At 68.4% G+C, this 17,986-nt stretch carries 16 protein-coding genes and 2 pseudogenes; 8 read left to right on the plus strand and 10 right to left on the minus strand.

Annotated elements, in window-relative coordinates:
* The first annotated feature begins 32 nt into the window (after positions 1 to 32).
* Positions 33 to 677: an NADPH-dependent F420 reductase gene (locus tag ACGFWI_RS11855; RefSeq protein WP_393905804.1), complete on the plus strand. Its 645-nt coding sequence runs from the start codon at positions 33 to 35 to the stop codon at positions 675 to 677.
* Between the two features lie 67 nt (positions 678 to 744).
* Here the strand turns inward: ACGFWI_RS11855 and ACGFWI_RS11860 are convergent.
* The 3 genes and pseudogenes from ACGFWI_RS11860 to ACGFWI_RS11870 all read right to left on the minus strand — a co-directional run.
* Positions 745 to 1,206, minus strand: a pseudogene (locus ACGFWI_RS11860) (IS5 family transposase); the annotation flags it as partial.
* Between the two features lie 12 nt (positions 1,207 to 1,218).
* A pseudogene (locus tag ACGFWI_RS11865) lies at positions 1,219 to 1,350 on the minus strand (IS5/IS1182 family transposase); the annotation flags it as partial.
* A 361-nt stretch (positions 1,351 to 1,711) separates the two neighbouring features.
* Positions 1,712 to 2,845: an FAD-dependent oxidoreductase gene (locus ACGFWI_RS11870; RefSeq protein WP_393905805.1), complete on the minus strand. Its 1,134-nt coding sequence runs from the start codon at positions 2,843 to 2,845 to the stop codon at positions 1,712 to 1,714.
* A 111-nt stretch (positions 2,846 to 2,956) separates the two neighbouring features.
* On the opposite strand from ACGFWI_RS11870, the gene ACGFWI_RS11875 reads away from it, so the two are divergent.
* The gene (locus tag ACGFWI_RS11875) at positions 2,957 to 3,685 is read left to right on the plus strand and encodes a TetR/AcrR family transcriptional regulator (protein ID WP_393905806.1); all 729 of its coding nucleotides are present in this window, start codon (positions 2,957 to 2,959) and stop codon (positions 3,683 to 3,685) included.
* Positions 3,686 to 4,102: 417 nt separating this feature from the next.
* Here the strand turns inward: ACGFWI_RS11875 and ACGFWI_RS11880 are convergent, their stop codons facing one another.
* Positions 4,103 to 5,548, minus strand: coding sequence for a gamma-aminobutyraldehyde dehydrogenase (locus ACGFWI_RS11880; protein ID WP_393905807.1), 1,446 nt, complete (start codon positions 5,546 to 5,548; stop codon positions 4,103 to 4,105).
* A gap of 572 nt (positions 5,549 to 6,120) precedes the next feature.
* Here ACGFWI_RS11880 and ACGFWI_RS11885 point away from each other — a divergent pair.
* From ACGFWI_RS11885 to ACGFWI_RS11900, 4 genes are read left to right on the plus strand one after another with little or no spacing between them, the layout of a single operon-like run.
* The gene (locus ACGFWI_RS11885) at positions 6,121 to 7,230 is read left to right on the plus strand and encodes an extracellular solute-binding protein (RefSeq protein WP_393905808.1); all 1,110 of its coding nucleotides are present in this window, start codon (positions 6,121 to 6,123) and stop codon (positions 7,228 to 7,230) included.
* Positions 7,212 to 8,111, plus strand: a complete 900-nt coding sequence (locus ACGFWI_RS11890) for an ABC transporter permease (RefSeq protein ID WP_393905809.1) — start codon at positions 7,212 to 7,214, stop codon at positions 8,109 to 8,111. The genes ACGFWI_RS11885 and ACGFWI_RS11890 overlap by 19 nt, the downstream gene beginning before the upstream one ends.
* Positions 8,098 to 8,928, plus strand: a complete 831-nt coding sequence (locus ACGFWI_RS11895) for an ABC transporter permease (RefSeq protein ID WP_393905810.1) — start codon at positions 8,098 to 8,100, stop codon at positions 8,926 to 8,928. Before ACGFWI_RS11890 ends, ACGFWI_RS11895 begins: the two co-directional genes overlap by 14 nt.
* A 3-nt stretch (positions 8,929 to 8,931) precedes the next feature.
* Complete coding sequence (locus ACGFWI_RS11900; RefSeq protein WP_393905811.1) at positions 8,932 to 10,050, plus strand: ABC transporter ATP-binding protein; 1,119 nt, start codon at positions 8,932 to 8,934, stop codon at positions 10,048 to 10,050.
* 71 nt (positions 10,051 to 10,121) lie between these two features.
* Here the strand turns inward: ACGFWI_RS11900 and ACGFWI_RS11905 are convergent, their stop codons facing one another.
* Positions 10,122 to 10,352, minus strand: a complete 231-nt coding sequence (locus tag ACGFWI_RS11905) for an AMP-binding protein (RefSeq protein ID WP_393905812.1) — start codon at positions 10,350 to 10,352, stop codon at positions 10,122 to 10,124.
* 253 nt (positions 10,353 to 10,605) lie between these two features.
* Between ACGFWI_RS11905 and ACGFWI_RS11910 the strand changes: the two genes are divergently transcribed.
* Entirely contained in the window at positions 10,606 to 11,064 is a 459-nt protein-coding gene (locus tag ACGFWI_RS11910; RefSeq protein ID WP_393905813.1) for a DUF485 domain-containing protein, read from the plus strand.
* Positions 11,061 to 12,677 carry a cation acetate symporter gene (locus ACGFWI_RS11915; RefSeq protein ID WP_393905814.1) on the plus strand — a complete coding sequence of 539 codons (1,617 nt, stop codon included), beginning with the start codon at positions 11,061 to 11,063 and terminating at the stop codon, positions 12,675 to 12,677. Before ACGFWI_RS11910 ends, ACGFWI_RS11915 begins: the two co-directional genes overlap by 4 nt.
* A gap of 521 nt (positions 12,678 to 13,198) precedes the next feature.
* Here ACGFWI_RS11915 and ACGFWI_RS11920 read toward each other — a convergent pair.
* Genes ACGFWI_RS11920 through ACGFWI_RS11940 form a run of 5 tightly spaced genes read right to left on the minus strand, consistent with a single transcriptional unit; the run spans position 13,199 to position 17,904 of the window.
* Positions 13,199 to 14,236, minus strand: a complete 1,038-nt coding sequence (locus ACGFWI_RS11920) for a phosphotransferase family protein (RefSeq protein WP_393905815.1) — start codon at positions 14,234 to 14,236, stop codon at positions 13,199 to 13,201.
* Positions 14,229 to 15,011, minus strand: coding sequence for an SDR family oxidoreductase (locus ACGFWI_RS11925; protein WP_393905816.1), 783 nt, complete (start codon positions 15,009 to 15,011; stop codon positions 14,229 to 14,231). The genes ACGFWI_RS11920 and ACGFWI_RS11925 overlap by 8 nt, the downstream gene beginning before the upstream one ends.
* A 1-nt stretch (position 15,012) precedes the next feature.
* Positions 15,013 to 16,281, minus strand: coding sequence for an acyl-CoA dehydrogenase family protein (locus tag ACGFWI_RS11930; protein ID WP_393905817.1), 1,269 nt, complete (start codon positions 16,279 to 16,281; stop codon positions 15,013 to 15,015).
* The gene (locus ACGFWI_RS11935; RefSeq protein WP_393905818.1) at positions 16,268 to 17,089 is read right to left on the minus strand and encodes an enoyl-CoA hydratase-related protein; all 822 of its coding nucleotides are present in this window, start codon (positions 17,087 to 17,089) and stop codon (positions 16,268 to 16,270) included. Before ACGFWI_RS11935 ends, ACGFWI_RS11930 begins: the two co-directional genes overlap by 14 nt.
* The gene (locus ACGFWI_RS11940) at positions 17,086 to 17,904 is read right to left on the minus strand and encodes an SDR family oxidoreductase (protein ID WP_393905819.1); all 819 of its coding nucleotides are present in this window, start codon (positions 17,902 to 17,904) and stop codon (positions 17,086 to 17,088) included. The genes ACGFWI_RS11935 and ACGFWI_RS11940 overlap by 4 nt, the downstream gene beginning before the upstream one ends.
* Positions 17,905 to 17,986: the final 82 nt, after the last annotated feature.

The following is a 17,986-nucleotide window of genomic DNA, read 5'->3' on the forward strand; positions in this document are numbered from 1 at the left end:
TTCCCACCTGATACCGCAAGGAGTTTCGTCTCATGACCAACATCGGCATCCTGGGCGCCGGCCGCGTCGGGGCCAACCTCGCCAACAAGCTCTTCGCCGCGGGACACCACGTCACCCTCGGCAGCCGGGGCCCGGAAGACACCGCCGCCCGCGCCGCCGGGGTCGCCCCGCAGATCGCCTTCGCCGACCAGCGCACCACCGCCCGCACCGCGGACATCGTGATCAACGCGACACCCGGCGACAGCTCCCTGGACCGCCTCACCGGCCTGCGCACCGAGCTCTCCGGGAAGATCCTCATCGATGTCTCCAACGCCACCCGCGACGCCGACGACGGCCTGCCCGGCGACCTGTGCTACCCCGGCAGCAGCCTCGCCGAGAAACTTCAGCGCGCACTCCCCGACACCCATGTGGTCAAGACCCTCAACACGATGCTGTTCATGGTCATGACCGCTCCCGAAACTCTGGCCACCCCACCGACCGCCTATGTCTCGGGCGACGACGAGAACGCGAAGAAGACCGTCACCGGCCTGCTCGCCGACCTGGGCTGGCAGCCCGCATGGATCGAAGACCTTGGAGGCATCAGCACAGCCCGAGCCACCGAGGCCATGATCCTGGTCGTGCCCCACATCCTGCGCCGACACGGCTTCAAGCCCTTCGCCGTCTCCCTCTCCCGCTGAACCCGCCTCCCGGACCGAAAGAACTGCGCGCCGCGCCATGGCCGCAGCCAGGTCCCGGAGCCCGGTGTCACGCCGGGGCTGCCGCCGTCACGTCCTGCGGGGTGCGCGGGCCGAGGAATGCCTCGTGGATGTCGTCCCGTCGCTCCCAGCGGATCCTCAGCCGCCGGAAGCCGTGCAGCCAGGCGATCGTGCGCTCGACCACCCAGCGGAAGATGCCCAGGCCAGAGGCGTGTTCGACGCCTCGTTCGGCGATGACCGGGAGGATGCCGCGTTGCCAGAGCAGTTTGCGGTACTTGTCGTGGTCGTATCCGCGGTCCGCCAGGAGTGCGTCGGGCCGGCGTCTGGGTCGGCCAACGACACCCGACACGGCCGGGACCTTGTCCAGCAGAGGCAGCAACTGTGTGACGTCGTTGCGGTTTCCGCCGGTCAGCGACACCGCGAGCGGGATGCCCTGGGCGTCGGTGAGGACGTGGTGCTTACTGCCCGGCCGCGCGCGGTCGACCGGGCTGGGTCCGCTTGTGGGCCCCGCCGGGCAGCCCGCATCCCGCAGGCCGTGCACCCGTGCTGCCGTGCCGGGTCCGGTCCGTTTCTCCCGCCAGGCGGTGAAGACCGGCTCGATCAAGGCCCAGCGGGCATCGGACACGTCACTGCGGTACGGACGACGAGCACTCACACACCGAGCAACGACCACCAACGCCACCAATCACGAAATCATCCCGAACTACCCGGCTATCCAGATCAGATGCCCTCTAAGGGCTGACATGCCATCTGCTGCACGTAGCGTGCCGCGCATTCACGCCCGGCCACCTTCCTGAACCTCAGCAGTGGCCGGGGCTACCTCGACCTCACCGCAGGAGCCGGCAACCGACCCACCCGCCTGCGGGCGTCGGCCCGAGGGGGTGACGGGCAGCGAATGCGGGACTGACCGATGTCGGTGCGGCAGGGATCTCCGCACCTGAGCAGAGGTGGTGCGATCTTTGGTTGGTGCAGGTGTCGAGCATCGACGGCAGCGCCGCTCTTTCATGGCATCTCGCTCACTCGGTCGGCTCCTGGCCGGTGAGCAGGTGGAGCAGGCCGGTGGGGGTGTTGTCGCCGAAGATGAGCTGGTGATTCTTGTCGGATTCGGTGGCGAACCGGGCACTGCGGGCAAAGAGAGCCTGCTCGTACTCCGCAAGGGCGGCTTCGATGTCGTCGGAATGTGCGGCGATGGCTTTGCCGAGTTCGGCGCCGTCGAGCATGGCGAGGTTGGCGCCCTCCCCGGCGAACGGTGACATGAGGTGGGCGGCGTCGCCCAGCAGCGTCACTCCGGGAACGCGGTCCCAGCGGTGGCCGATCGGCAGGGCGCTGATCGGGCGCGGGGCGAGGGCGGTTTCCCCGTCAGTGATGAGCGCGGTAAGTTCCGGCGCCCATCCGGTGAATTCTGCCGCGACCTGGGCCGCCGCCGTTTCGGGACTGGCGAGGATGGCGGCGATCCATTCCTGCGGCTTGTTGAGTGCGACATAGGTGTGCAGGCCGGCGCCAGCCTCTCGATGGCCAAGGATCCCCTTGCCGGCCGTGACGGCGAACAGGGAACCGTCGCCGACGACCTTGGCCGCTGCGGGGTGGCGTTGGTCGGCGTCGTACAGGTAGGTCTCGATGAACGACGTGCCGACGTACTCGGGCTCCGCGTCGGAGAGCAGCGGCCGGACTCTCGACCAGGCGCCGTCCGCGCCGACGAGGAGGCCGGTCGTCACGGTCGGCCTGTCGGCGAACGTCAACTCGTGCCTCCCCTCTCCGAGGGGGCGGACACTGCTCACCTTGTGTCCCCACTGGATCGTCTCGTCGGGCAGCGAGTTGATCAGGATTCGACGCAGGTCTCCGCGGAGCACCTCGGGGCGACCGCCCGTGCCGTCGTCGGGCTGGTCCAGCAGGACCGCGCCGTGCTGGTCGAGCACGCGCACGGCCTCGCCGCCTTCGTGGATGATCGCGCGGAACTCGTCGGTGAGGCCGGCCGCTTCGAGGGCGAGCTGCCCGTTGTACTCGTGTATGTCGAGCTGACCGCCCTGCGTGCGGACGTCCGCCGATATCTCGGCTTCGTAGACGGTCGCCGGGATGCCGTGCAGGTGCAGGACCCGGGCGAGGGTCAGGCCGCCGAGCCCGGCGCCGATGATCGTGACGGGAGTGGTCATGGTGGTTTCCCTTTCGGCTGGACACCGCTCTACTGCGATACAGTGTTCGCAGTACCGGCGCCACGATAGCACTACTGCGAACAATGGGCGCAGTAGTGGGAGGGAGACCCGATGGACGACGCTCACACGGTGATCTGGAACCGGCCCGAGCGGGCCGCGAAAGGCCCCGCGCCCTCGCGCACCCGGGCGGAGATCACCGGCGCCGCCATCGCGATCGCCGACGCTGAAGGCATCGAGGCACTGTCCATGCGGCGCGTCGCCAAGGAACTGGGAACGGGCACAGCCTCGCTTTACCGCTACCTGGCATCCAAAGACGACCTGCTCGACCTCATGCTCGACGCCGTAGCGGCCGAAGACGGCGGCCCGCCTGCCCCTACCGGCGACTGGCGCGGCGACCTGCGGACGCTGGCCCATCGCTCCCGGGCCACCATCCACCGGCATCCCTGGACCACCTCCCTCGCGGCGGGGCGCCCATCACTTGGACCGAACTCCCTCGATGCCACCGAACACGCACTCGCCGCCCTCGAACCCCTCGGCTTCGACATCGACGTCATGATCACCGTCGTCAACACGCTGCACGCCTTCGTCCGCGGCTACGCCATCGGCGAGCTCGCCCAGCAGGAAGCCGTCCGACGCTCCGGAGTCGGCATCCAGGGATGGATGGACGCCCACGCGCCCTACCTCGACAGAGTCGTCAAGGCCGGGCGCCATCCACTCCTCGCCCGGGTCATTCGCGATGCCGAACTTCCCCACGCGGCCGACAGCGCCGAGCGCGGTTTTCAAATGGGACTCGAACGACTCCTCGACGGATGGGAGGCCAACCTCCCGGCCCGGCCCTGACGGTCCGGCAGCGCTAACTAGTAGGGCACAGCGGCCGCCCAGCCTCCGACTCCAAGCGCTCCCGACCATTTTGACGCCTGATGCAGCATCAGGCGTTACGTTCAGCTCGCCGCATGACGCACTGCTACCAGCCAGGCACCGACGATCAAGGCGCCTTCCAGGGCAGCGCCGACAACACTGCCCCAGCACTCAGGAAGCTCACGTCAAGGTCCGGACCATGCACGGACCAACGCTCTGCCGACGGCAGTCACAGCTCTCATTTCAGCAGGTCAGCAGAAATGAGAGCGCTGTACCACCAGCAGACGAAGAACCTGCTGGTGTCGTACTCGGCGAAGAAGCTCGGCTTCTTCTAGGCACCCCCGCGAGGGCGCCTGATCCGGACACCATCGGGCGCTCTCGCGGCGCAGCCCTGTCCGATCACAGCGATGTCATGACGTGCTTGATGCGCGTGTAGTCCTCGAAGCCGTAGGCCGAAAGGTCCTTGCCGTAACCGGACTTCTTGTAGCCGCCGTGGGGCATCTCTGCGACGAGGACCATGTGGGTGTTGATCCATACGCAGCCGAAGTCGAGGCGCTTCGACATGCGCATCGCGCGGGCGTGGTCCTTTGTCCATACCGAGGACGCGAGAGCGTAGTCGACACCGTTGGCCCACTCCACGGCCTGATCCTCGTCGGCGAAGGGCTGGACGGTGATGACCGGGCCGAAGACCTCGTTCTGGACGATCTCGTCGTCCTGCTCAAGGCCGGAGACGACAGTGGGAGCGTAGAAGTAGCCCCTGTCACCGAGGCGGTGACCGCCTGCCTCGACAGTGGCGTGCGAGGGGATCCGGTCGACGAAACCGCTCACCAGGGCGAGCTGGTTGGCGTTGTTGAGCGGGCCGAAGAGCACGCCCTCCTCGTCGATGCCACCGGTCTTGACGTCGGCGGCGGCCTTGGCCAGCTCGGTGACGAACTCGTCGTGGACGGCCTCGTGCACGAGGACGCGGGTGGCGGCCGTGCAGTCCTGCCCGGCGTTGAAGAAGCCCGCGGTCGTGACGGCCTCGACGGCCTGCACGATGTCCGCGTCGTCGAAGACGACCACGGGTGCCTTACCACCGAGCTCCAGATGGACCCGTTTGACGTCCTTGGCGGCGCTCTGGGCGACCTGGATGCCGGCACGGACCGAGCCGGTTATCGCGGCCAGGGCTGGAACCGTGTGCTCGACCATCAGCTGCCCGGTGTTCCGGTCGCCGCACACCACGTTGAGCACACCGGCCGGAAGATGCAGCTCCTTCAGTACATCGCCCACGATCCGGGCGAGCAGCACCGTGGACGCGGGGGTGGTGTCCGACGGCTTGAGGACCACGGTGTTCCCCGCGGCGATCGCCGGTGCGAACTTCCATACCGCGGTCATCATGGGGTAGTTCCAGGGCGCGACCTGTGCGCACACACCGATCGGCTCGCGCCGGATGATGGAGGTGAGGCCCTCCGCGTACTCCCCCGCCGCCTTGCCCTCCAGCAGGCGCGCCGCGCCCGCGAAGAAACGCAACTGGTCGACCATGGGAACGATCTCTTCGGTCCTGGTCACGGCGCGGGGCTTGCCGGTGTCGCGGCACTCCGCCTCGACCAGCTCCTCGGCACGTGCCTCGACGGCGTCCGCGATTTTCAGGAGCAGCCGCTGCCGGGTGCCGGGGGCGGAGTCGCGCCACACGGCAAAGGCCGCAGCCGCGGCTGTCATCGCCGCGTCCACGTCCGCCGGCCCCGAGAGCGGTGAACTCGCATAGACCTCACCGGTGGTGGGGTCGAGTACCGGCAGCGTACGGCGGTCTTTCGCGTCGACGAATGCTCCGTCGATGTAATTGCGCAGCACCTGGATTTCGCTCACGACGTTCTGTGCTCCTCGTGGCTCGGGAATCGTGGCAGGGGGAATGGGCGATCTGAGGGAAAGCACTGTCGGCAGATCTGTGCTCGGGCCGGCTGGACGATGGCGCTGACGCGGCGTCCCAAGGGGTGGGGGGACGCGGTGCGACTACGTTCCGGTCGTGCCGGGGCGAGGGGGCGACCCGGACGATGCGGAAAGGGCTGAGGACGACGCTATCCGTCACCCGACCAGCCAAGAAGTGGTGAATTCATCCATGATCCCGCCACCTCAATGGATGGTTTGCACACTGTCTGCGGGCGTTGACGCGCAGCGGACATGGCCATACTGTCGCCCAGCGGTCGCCGGGCTGGCGCAGACCGCGTGTACCGGCTCGTTGCCCTTTCCGCGGGTCGCCTGATCATGGCGGCGGATGTCAACGAGTTCCGGAATGTCATTTGCCATTGACGACGGTGGTAATCCGCAGGCCACACTCCGGCCTGTTCCCTCATGGCACATCGCAGTTCGCAGAATTCCCACTTTCCCCCCCGGGGCTGATTCCTGCCGCGCCCCTTCATTGCTGGAAAGGCATGCCCACCATGAACGCGCAGTCACCCAGAAGCACGAGCCGCCGGTCGATCCTGCGGGCGGCCGGAGCCTCCGCGCTGGCGGCACCCCTCGCGGGGAGTCTGCTCACCGCGTGCAGCACCAAGTCCACCCCTTCGGCCAAGCCGAACACCACGGTGACCGTCACCTCCTACGGCGGCTCGTACAACGACCAGCTGACCAAGACCCTGCTCAAGCCGTTCGAGAAGAAGTCCGGTGTGCGCGCGTCACTGCTGGCCAACACCAGCCTCGCCGGCCTCAAGGCCCAGGTGCAGTCCGGCGACGTCCAGTGGGACCTGGTGGAGCTGACCGCACCGGAGTACCTCCAGGCCGTCGACGAGGGGCTGTTGGAGAAGCTGGACTACGGCGTCATCAGCGACAAGGGGCTGCCGTCGTACGCGAAGGCCAACTACGGCATCAAGTACCTGAGTTTCCTGTTCGTGATGGCCTGGGACCAGAGGCACATTCCCGACGCGCAGGCGCCCAAGGACTGGGAGCAGTTCCTGGACCAGGGGCGCTACAAGAGCAAGCGTTCCGTCTATGCGCAGTTGTCCGACAGCTCGATCCTGGAGGCCGCACGGCTCGCCGCGGGCGTGCCATTGGACAAGATCTACCCGCTCGACGTCGATGCCGCCCTGAAATACCTGGCACAGCACCCCGGGCGCGACAAGCTGATCTACCACACCGCCAACCAGGAGCCGATCCAGCAGCTGACCTCGGGTGAACTCGCGCTCTCGACCAGCTTCAACAACCGGATCAGCGCCGCCCGCAAGGACGGGGCAAAGCTGAACTTCTCCGCCAGGAACAGTGTCGTCGCGGGCGACTACTTCGTGGTCCCAAAGGGCGCCAGGAACAAGGAGGCGGCCTTCCGGCTCCTTGACTTCATGAGCAACGACGCCGCAGCCGGCGCCGACTTCATGCTGACCACGAACCTCACCCTGGCCAACACCCCGTCCCTCGCCAAGCTGCCTGCCTCGGTCGCCGACTCCCTGCCCACCAGCCCCAAGCTGGCGGACTCCGTCCTGGTCCGCGACGACGCCTGGTGGGCCAAGAACCTCAAGGCGACAGAGCAACGCTTCAAGCTGTGGCAGGCGGGCAGCTGATGACGTCCACCGAGACGCCTGCCGCGGCCTCCGCATCCGCAGGCACCGCCGCGCCGCGTCGGCGCAGGCGCCCGCGCGGCGCCTGGTTGCTGCTGCTGGCGCCCGCACTCGCCTTCAACGCCGTACTCTTCCTGACGCCTCTAGGCAAACTGGTGGCGGCGAGCACCCACGACCACGCCTACCAGCGCGTGCTGAAGGACCCGCTGGTGTCCCGGTCGCTCCTCAACACCTTCGAGATCAGCGGGCTGTCCACACTCGCCGCGGTCGTGCTCGGCTACCTGCTGGCCATGGTGATCTGGCGGCGCGGCCCGCTGGCGCGGGTCGTCCTCTTCGCTCTGGTGCTGCTGCCCTTCTGGACGGGCGTCCTGGTGAAGAACTTCGCGTGGGCGGTGCTCCTGCAGGACAGCGGTCTGGTGAACACCGCACTGCAGGGGCTCGGCCTCACCGACGCCCCGCTGGGCCTGCTCCACAACCGCTTCGCCGTCGTGGTCGGCATGGTGCACTATCTGCTGCCGTACGCCGTCTTCCCGATTTTCGCGGCCCTGTCCGCGATCGACAACCGGCTCGAACTGGCCGCCCGGTCACTGGGGGCGGGCGAGACGTCGGTCTTCCGGCGGATCATCCTGCCCCTGACGGTGCCGGGGGTCTCCGCCGCGGGTCTCCTGGTGTTCATCATCAGTACGGGGTTCTTCATCACACCCGTCGTGCTCGGCGGCCCCGGCGACATGATGATCGCCAACCAGATCGATTTCTACGCACATCAGTTGACCGACTTCGCCGGTGCGTCGGCGCTCGCGCTGCTGCTGACCGTCGTCGTCAGCGTGCTCGTCGCCGTGTACCAGCGGATCCTTCGCGCAGGAGGCGAATATGAGGCTCACTAGACCTCGGCATGTGTCCTCGCTGATCGCCTCGGTGCCGGTCTTCGTCTTCCTCGTGGTGCCGACGCTGATTGTGCTGCCGGTGGCGTTCACCGGCAGCCGCTACATCACCTTCCCGCCCAAGCAGTTGTCCACGGAGGCGGTCACCGGGTTCTTCGGCGACCAGGCGTGGATGGCTGCCCTGTCCGCGAGTCTCCAGGCGGCCGTTGTCGCGGTGGTGATCGCGGTAGTGGTCGGGGGGACGGCAGCCGTGGCGCTGCACGGGCGGGCGTTTCCCGGGAAGGCGGCGGTGACGGGCCTGCTGCTCGCACCGATGATCGTGCCCCCGGTGGTGATGGCACTGGCGTTCTACCAGTTCTTCATCTCCCTGGGCATGGTGGGGACGGTCCTGCCGATCGGCCTCGCCCATGCCGTGATCGCGGTGCCGTACGCCTTCCTCACCGCGCGGGCCAGCCTCGCCGGGCTGAATCCGGCGCTCGTCCGCTCGGCGAGCAGCCTGGGCGCGGGAGCCTTCTCCGTCATGCGGTTCGTCTACCTCCCGGTCATCCGGCCGGGGCTCGTCGCGGGGGCCCTGTTCGCCTTCGCCGTGTCCATCGACGAGACGGTCATCGCGCTGTTCCTGCAGTCCCCGGACGCGACGACGCTGCCGGTGAAGATGTTCACCGACATCCAGTACAACCTGACCCCGAAGATCGCCGTGTCATCGGCGATGTTCGTCACCGTCGCCACGCTCGGTCTGCTCGTCCAGGTCTGCTTCACCATCCGCCGCCGCTCCGTCGCACGGCTGCTCCCCTTGACCACCCCCGAACAGACAGGGTGAACCATGACGACCACGACCACACGGCAGGCATCCGCCTCGACTCCCCGTGAAGAGCACCGTGGCGCCATCGAGTTGCGGGGCGTCCGCAAGACGTACGGCGACATCACCGCCGTCGACGATCTCGATCTGTCCGTCGAGCCCGGCGAGTTCGTGACGCTGCTCGGGCCGAGCGGCTCCGGCAAGACCACGACGATGATGATGGTCGCCGGCTTCGAGGAACTCACCTCCGGCACCGTGCTGATCGACGGCGAACCCGTGGACCGGCTTCCCCCGAAGGACCGCAACCTCGGCGTCGTCTTCCAGAGTTACGCCCTGTTCCCGCACATGAGCGCCGCCGAGAACGTCGAGTTCCCGTTGCGTATGCGGGGGGTCCAGCGCGGCGAGCGGCGCAGGCGCGCGGAAGGGGCACTCGCCCGCGTCGGACTGGCCGGGCTCGGCGACCGTCGTCCCCGGCAGATGTCCGGCGGCCAGCAGCAGCGGGTCGCGCTCGCCCGCGCCCTGGTGTTCAACCCGGCCGCCCTGCTGCTGGACGAACCGATGGCCGCTCTGGACAAGCGTCTGCGGGAGCAGATGCAGGACGAGGTGAAGACACTGCAGCAGTCACTCGGTATCTCCGTCCTGTTCGTCACCCATGACCAGGACGAGGCCATGTCCATGTCCGACCGGATCGTGGTCATGCGCGACGGCAGAATCGTGCAGGAAGGTGCCCCCGAGGACGTGTACGCCCATCCGCGTACCGACTGGGTGGCCAACTTCCTCGGCGACACCAACCTGCTGCCCTGCACGGTGCTGGAACGCAGGGACGGCGAGGCCGTCGTCGACCTCGGCGCCTGGGGAGTCGGCCGGGTACGGGACCGTGGGGCCAAGGGCGATGCGTACGCGGTCTCGGTCCGGCCCGAGCATCTGCGGTTCGTCGACGTCGACCGCACCGAGAACCGCGGCTCCGGCCGGCTGCTGTCGTCCACCGGCCTCGGCGCCACGATCCGTCACCGACTGCACGTGGGCGGCCAGGACGTGGTCATGCGCGAACTCGGCACGGGCTCGGGCGCGACCGGCGACCTCGACACCGAGGTGACGGTCGGGTGGTCACCGGAGGAGGCACAGCTGCTCGTACTGGAGTAGTGAGGGGGCCGCGGGGCCGCCGGCTGGGTGTCGTGGTGGATCGCCGTGGCCGCGGCCCGTGCCCGTCGTCGTCACTTTCGGTGGGTCGAGGGCGCGTTGGCGGTCTCCTCCGGGCGGCTCAGGTAGCCGCGCATCACGTGAGGGCCGCGCACCACCACCTCACCGGTCGCCCCCGCCGGCAGGATCCGGCCCTGCGGATCCATCACGGCGACCTGCCGGCCGGGGAGCGGCCGTCCGACCGTGTCGGGCCGTAGGCAGTCCGGCAGTTCGGCAGTTCGGCAGTTCGGCAGTTCGGCCGGCATCGAATAGATGGCCGGGACTGTGGAGAGGCAGGTCGTTGGCAACTGCTCGGGGGGCGTTCGGAGTTCACCAGCCGTCCCGCAAGGCCACCGATTTGACCGTACCCCCATAAGCCAATTTGGCCGGGGAGCCGCATCGACCCCGAACCGTAACGCCCAACGGACTTACGGGCGTTCCGACCAGTCGGTATCGTGCGCCGCCGGAACCCCTCCCCGTTCACCTCCACGGATGCGAGCCGTGATGGAAGGCCAGGCGATGACATACGCGGATGACAACCGGTACCCGCCACCAGCACCAACGGCATGGCCGCTGCCGCACACCGAGCCCCAGTCGTACGGATACGGCGCCGCTCCGTACGACTCGTACGGGCAAGCCCCTCGGCACGAGCCGTACGCCCACGCGCCCCCTCGGCGCAGTGCCGACCTCGCCGCCCTCCGCTCGGCCTACCGCCTGCTCCGTCGGGTCTCCACGCTCACCGCGCTCGGCTCCTTCGTGGCGTACGTGGTGCTGTCCTGCTACGTGCCGGACCTGATGGGGTCCAAGATTGCCGGAGAGCTGAGCCTGGGCATGGCCCTGGGGGTCCTCCAACTCGTCGTCACCTTCGCGGCGGTCCTCTGGTATGGCCGCAGCGCACGACGCTCCGTGGACCCGTTGGCGCAGGCAGTCAGGAAGCGGGCCGCCCGGGCGGCTGGGGGCGCCGGGGTGGCGAAATGAACGACTTCAGCTCCGGGACACAGGTCACCGTCCTGGCCCTGTTCACCGCACTGGTCACGTTCACGTTGTTGATGTGCGTGATGGCGGGACCGGACCGCGACGACCTGACGAACTTCTATACCGGCTACCTCTCGCTCACGCCGCTCAAGAACGGCCTGGCGATCGCGGGCGACTACATTTCCGCTGCCACGGTGCTGAGCACCACCGGCATCATCGCACTCGCGGGATACGACGGCTACGTGCTGGCGGTCAGCACCGCTATGTCGATGGTGCTGCTGATGTTCCTGCTGGCCGAACCCCTGCGCAACGCCGGCAAGTTCACCATGGGCGACGTCCTGGCCCGCAACATGCCCGGGCGGGCCGTCCGTGTCGCCTCCTGCGTGGTGACGCTTTCGGCGACCCTTCCCTTCCTGGTCGTCCAGCTCTCCGGGGCCGGGTCGCTGCTCACCTTCATCCTGGGCATCCCGCACATGGCAGGCGCCAAGACGGCCTGCATCGTCATCGTCGGCAGCCTAATGATCATTTACGCGGCGATCGGCGGTATGAGAGGCACCGCGCTCATTCAGATGATCAAGATCGTACTCCTGCTCGGCACCAGCGCCGTCGTCGCCGCCCTGGTACTGAACCGCTTCGACTGGAGCCCGGGCAACGTGCTCAGGGCCGCCCAGCACGGCAGCGGCGCGGGCCCTGCCTTCCTCCAGCAGGGCCTTCAGTTGGGCACCTCGGCCGCTAACCGTCTCGACTTCGTCAGTCTCCAGATCACCGTGGTCCTCGGCGTGGCCTGCCTGCCCCACATCACCATGCGTCTGTACTCCGCGCAGGACGTGCCGGCCGTGCGTCGTTCCATGTCGTGGGCGGTCGGTACGGTCACCTCGTTCTGTCTGCTCGTGATCATCATGGGCACGGGCGCCGCGGCGCTGGTGGGATCGCAGGACATCACCGCGGCCGACCCGCAAGGCAGGACGTCGGTGCTCATGCTGTCGCGGGCGCTCGGAGGGGATGCCGCCTCCCCGGGTGCGACGATTCTCTACTCGGCCATGGCGGGCATGGTGTTCCTCACCCTCCTGTCGTCGGTCGCGGGGATGACCCTGGCCGCAGCCTCGTCGCTCGCCCACGACCTGTTCGCCCATGCGGCGCGGCGGGGACGGGCCGAGCCGCGTACGGAGATGACGGTGGCGGTGTGGACGAGTGTGGCCGTGGGCACCCTCGCCATCGGGCTCTCCGTCCTGGTCCAGGAGTGGGACATCGGCGTGCTGACCACTCTGGCAATCTGCATAGGGGCATCGGCGGTGGCACCCGCGCTCACCTACTCCCTGTTCTGGCGGGGATTCACGCGCACCGGTCTGCTCGCCGCCCTCTACGGCGGCGCGGCCTGTGCGCTGCTGCTGATGGTCTTTTCCCGGGCCGTTTCGGGCACGCCGTCCGCCGTCTTCCCGGACGCCGACTTCGACCTGTTCCCCATGCGCTCCACCGGTCTGGTCTCCGTCCCGTTCGGCTACCTGGCAGGCTGGCTGGGCAGCCTTCTGGACCACCGGCGCCGTGCCGCCGACAGCCGCGAGACCCGGCGGCTGTACAAGGAGAACGAGGCACGGCTGCTCGCCGCAGCCGAATGACCCGCACCGCCACCCGTGTCCCGATCCTGCCCCGAGAACCTGATCACGGCCTGGTCGGCGGCCATGGAACCGGCTCGTGCCGTGCTGCCACGGGTTTCACGGCGACATGGTGCACGTCCAGCAGCCGGCCACCGGGTAAGTCTCGTCGGACGCCCGCTCAGGCGGGATCGGTTCACGGTGTCGGGTGCGCTGCGGCCGGCTCATGGCCTACGACGGGCCGATGGGCGTACCGGCCAGTGGCTGTTCGGTCCACACGGTCTTGCCCCAAGGATGCGGGCATAGCGGGTACAGCCGCCCGCATCCTTGGGGCAACAGGACCGGCCACAGCCCGACGACACCTCTCGCCCAGATCCCCGGCACCGGGTGCCGCGCCAGGGCAACAGCGGCCACGGGTGTACGTGTTGCAGGTACGTCTCCTCCAGATCCCGCATGTCTGCGACGGCGGCGCCCGCAACGGCCGCGTCCCACCACTGGACGGTCGCCGACCTCTCCCCGAGCGCACAGCCCCGCAGGCCCCCACGTCAGATCCCGGCTTCGCCTGCGATGCGACATGCTGTGTCCACGAGCGCATCGACGCGTTCCACGGTGGGCGTGCCTGTCGCGCTCCTGTTCCTCGGTTCGTCGATCGCTCGCCTCATCACGCCCTCGGCGATCACGGCCACCTTCCACAGGCCCAGCACGTGCCAGAATTTCAGGACTGCCGGGTCCCGGCCCGTTTCGGTCAGGTACACCTGAGCGAGCTCGGCACGGTCCGGGAAGCCTTCGAGGACGGAGGCGGCGAATTCGCCCCCGGTCTCCTCCTCCCCCTGTTCCGGCCAGTACGCCAGCAGGCTGCCCATGTCCGCCAGCGGATCCCCCAGCGTCGACAGCTCCCAGTCGAGCGCCGCGGTCACCTCACCGCTGTCGTAGGAGGTGATGACGTTGCGCAGATGGAAGTCGCCGTGTACGAGGGTCAGTTCGCGCTGCTCGGGGACGGCCCCGAGAAGGCGCCGGGTGAGGTCGTCGAGCGCGGGCAGCTCGCGGGTCCTGGACTTCTCCCACTGGCCCGACCACCGCTTGAGCTGACGCTGTGCATACGGCTTGTGGCTGGCCAGACCGGTCAGCCCGGTCGCCTCCAGATCGACCGCGTGGATCTTGGCAAGCGTCCGCGGCAACGACATCCCGATCGCCCGGCGGCGCTCGGGCGTCAATGACTGCGCGATCGACATCCTGTCGACGACCTGGCCGTCCACGAACTCCATGAGCAGCAGCGGGACGTCGGTCACGGCGGGATCATCGGTCAGCCCGAGCACCCGCGGGGTCGGGACGGCAGTGCCCTCCAGCGCGGTCAGAATCCGCGCCTCGCGGGCCACGTCGTGCGCCGACGCCAGGAGGTGGCCCAGCGGTGGGCGCCGCAGCACCCACCTGCGGTCGCCCTGGTCCCGTACCAGGTAGGTCAGGTTCGACTGGCCCAGCCCGATCCGGTCGAAGACAAGCGGCCCGGCGAAGTCGACGCCGAGGGTTTTGAACCAGCTGCGCACCGCCCCGGCGTCGATTCCGGCGATGTCCGCGCTACACACCGGTGCCGGCTCCTTGCCTGAACGGGAGCGCGTCACCGAGGAGTTGCCCGCCGTCGATCACCATGGCCTCGCCGGTGATCCAACTCGCGGCGTCCGAGACGAGGAAGGCGACCGCCGAGGCAATGTCGGCGGGCTCCCCTATGCGCCCAAGTGCCGTCGAGGCAGACACGGCCTGCTCGTGCTCCTGCCACAGGGCCTCGGCCAGCTTCGTGCGCACCACTCCCGGTGCCACCGCGTTGACGCGAACCTTCGGCGAGAGTTCCAGGGCCAGTTGCTTGGTGAGATGGATGAGCGCGGCCTTCGACGCGTTGTACAACCCGATGTTCGCCTCGAAGGCCATGCCGCCGACCGACGCGGTATTGACGACCGCCCCGCCGTGCTCGCCCATCCAGGCCCGGGTGGCCAGGCCCGTCCACAGGACGGGAGCCCACAGGTTCACGTCGAAGGTCTTGGCGAACCGACCGTGATCCTGGTCGATGACCGGCCCGAAGGCCGGATTGGTCCCCGCGTTGTTGACGAGGATGTCCAGGCTGCCGAAACGCTCAAGCGTCAGCTCCAAACAGCGCCGGGCCGCCTCTTCGTCGACCGCGTGCGCACCGACGCCGAGGGCTGTGCCCCCGACCTGGGCCGCAGCGGCGTCCGCCGCCTCCTGGGACCGGGAGGTGAGGACGACATTTCCACCGGCGGCGGCGATGGCCTGGGCGATCGCCAGCCCGATACCGCGCGAGGCGCCGGTGACGACGGCGGTGCGACCGTTGAGATCGAGTCCTGCCATCTCAGTTCACCGCTGCCCTGTGGCTGCCGGCGGTGCCCGTGCCGTTCGCCGCCGGGGTGGCCGGGTCGCGGTACTGCCGCAGTTCCTGTTTGGCGATGGCCCGCTTGTGGACCTCGTCGGGACCGTCTGCCAGCCGCAACGTCCGCAGATGCGCGTACATCATCGCCAACGGGAAGTCCTCGGTCACTCCGGCTGCCCCGTGCACCTGGATCGCGCGGTCGATGATCTTCAACGCGATGTTCGGGGCGGCCACCTTGATGGCCGCGATCTCGGTGCGCGCTTCCTTGTTCCCGACCGTGTCCATCAGGTACGCGGCCTTGAGCGTGAGCAGGCGGATCATCTCGATGTCGATACGCGCTTCCGCGATCCAGTCCTGGATGTTGGCCCGGTCGGCAACCGGACTGCCGAACGTCACCCGGGACTGCGCGCGTCGGCACATCAGCTCCAGCGCCCGCTCGGACGCACCGATCGCCCGCATGCAGTGGTGGATACGTCCGGGCCCGAGCCGGGCCTGGCTGATCGCGAAACCCTCACCCTCGCCCTTGAGTACGTCCGTGGCCGGCACCCGGACGTCGGCGAAATCGATCTCGGCGTGCCCCTCACGGTCCTGGTAACCGAACACCGGCAGCCCGCGCAGCACCGTGATCCCGGGGGCGTCGATCGGGACGACCATCATCGACTGCTGCCGGTGCGGGGCAGCGAGGGGATCCGTCTTGCCCATGACGATGAGCACCTTGCAATTGCGGTGCAGAGCATTGGACGCGAACCACTTACGCCCGTTGAGCACGTAAGTGTCACCGTCGCGCTCCATCCGCAACTCGATATTGGTGGCGTCGGAACTGGCGACACGCGGCTCGGTCATCGCGAAGGCCGAGGCCATCGTCCCGTCGAGCAGGGGCTTGAGGTACTTCTCCTTGTGCTCGTCGCTGCCGAACAGCGTGAGCACCTCCATGTTGCCGGTGTCGGGAGCGTTGCAGTTGCACGCCTCGGAGGCGAGGTGACTGCGGCCCATGATTTCCGCCAGCGGCGCGTACTCGAGATTCGTCAGCCCCGGGCCCCACTCCGGGTGCGGGTGGAAGAGGTTCCACAGTCCGCGCTTACGCGCCTCCGCCTTGAGTTCCTCGATGACCGGCGGCTGGAAGTGCGGGTCACCCGACGCGCGCATCTGCTCGTCGTAGACCGTCTCAGCGGGGTAGATGTGCGAATCCATGAACTCGAGCAGATCCGCCTGGTATTTCTTGGCGCGGTCCGACATCTCAAACAGGGACATCTGAACTCCTGACAGGTAGGGAAGGAAAACTCGGTGGGCGCTTGTCGAGGTGACTGGCCACGCCTTCGACGAAATCGGCCCCGCGGAAGGACTGGAGCATGACGCTTTCCGCCCGGGTCACGGAATCGGCGTAGGTGCCGTCCGCGTCGGCCTGCAGTTGGCTCTTGATGGTGGCCATCGATGCCGGGGAGCAGCGCGTCGCCAGCTCGGCGGCGTAGGCGACAGCGGCGTCGACCACACTGCCGGTGGGGACCAGATGGTCCAGGAGTCCGATACGGAGTGCCTCCTCGGCGTCCACCATGCGACTCGACAGCAGCAGGTCCGTTGCCCGGCTGTGCCCCACCAGCCGGGGCAACAGCCAGGAGATCCCGTACTCGGCGATCAGCCCGCGCTGTGCGAACGCCGTGGTGAACCGCGCAGCGGGCGAGCCGAAGCGGATGTCGCAGTAGAGCGCCTCCACCATGCCCAGGCCCGCGGCCACCCCGCCCACCGCACCGATCAGCGGTTTGCGCAGGGCCAGCGGCACATCGCGCGGCCGGCGCCGCGCCCTGTCCGCCTCGGACACCTCGGACACCTCGCCGACCGCCTGCAGCCGCTGGAGGTCGGCGCCGGCGCAGAATCCGCGTCCAGCGCCGGTGACCACGACCGCGCGTACGCCCGGGTCGTCTTCGGCGGCGTCGAGCAGTGTGAAGTAGCGGTCTTCGAGTTCGTCGGTCCAGGCGTTCAGCTTGGCGGGCCGGTTGAACGTGAGCACCAGCACGGGCCCCCGGTGTTCGGCGAGGACGAGCTCGTCCGTCGCGCCGGTCATGCCTGCGCCAGCAGGGAGCTTTGATAGCGGCGCATCCCACGCAGCCACCGGTCGTAGTCCGTGCCCTTCTGCCGGTACATCTCCAGAACGTCTTCGTGCGGCAGGATCAGGAAGCGCTCGTCCTCGATTGCGGCGAGCACGGCGTCGGCGACCTCGGCCGGTTCCAGGACGTCACCCGCGGACGTGACGGCCTGCGTGGCCGCTCTCCCCAGGGCGTCCCCGGAGTCCTTCCCAGAGGTCAGCATCCTGGTGTTCACCCCCATCGGGCACAGACAGCTGACATGGACCCCGCGATCGCCATAGGTCACACTCAGCCATTCGGCGAATCCGACGGCCGCGTGCTTGGTGACGGCGTACGTGGCGGAGCCGATCTGGGTGAGCAGCCCGGCCGCCGAGGCGGTGCTGACGAAGTAGCCCTCGCCGCGATCGAGCCACTGCGGCACGAGCAGTTGTGCCGCACGGATGTGGGCTCGCAGGTTCACGTCGATGGACAGGTCCCAGGCCTTCTCGCTCGCGTCGAGGCCGGTCGCCCCGCCGATGCCCGCGTTTGCGAAGTAGAGATCGACCGGACCGAACGCGCTCTCCGCCAGGTCGACCAGCCGTTGGATCTGGGCGGTGTCCGACACGTCCGCGCCGGCGCTGACGGTACTGCCCGGATGGTCGGCGTTGACTCTCTCCGACACCGCCCGCGCGGTGTCCGCGTCGAGGTCTGCGACGACGACCCGGGCACCCTCGCGAACGAGCCGCGCGACCAGCGCGCCGCCGATGCCGCCACCACCACCGGTGACGATGGCAACTCTTTGTGCAACATTCACAGCGAACCCTCTCTGTGGCGGGGCGTGCGGTCCAGGGGCACAGCCCCGAGGACCGCGGACTCCCCCTCTGTATAGTTGAACC

Source organism: Streptomyces sp. NPDC048434 (assembly GCF_043200375.1).
Classification (GTDB): Bacteria; Actinomycetota; Actinomycetes; order Streptomycetales; family Streptomycetaceae; genus Streptomyces.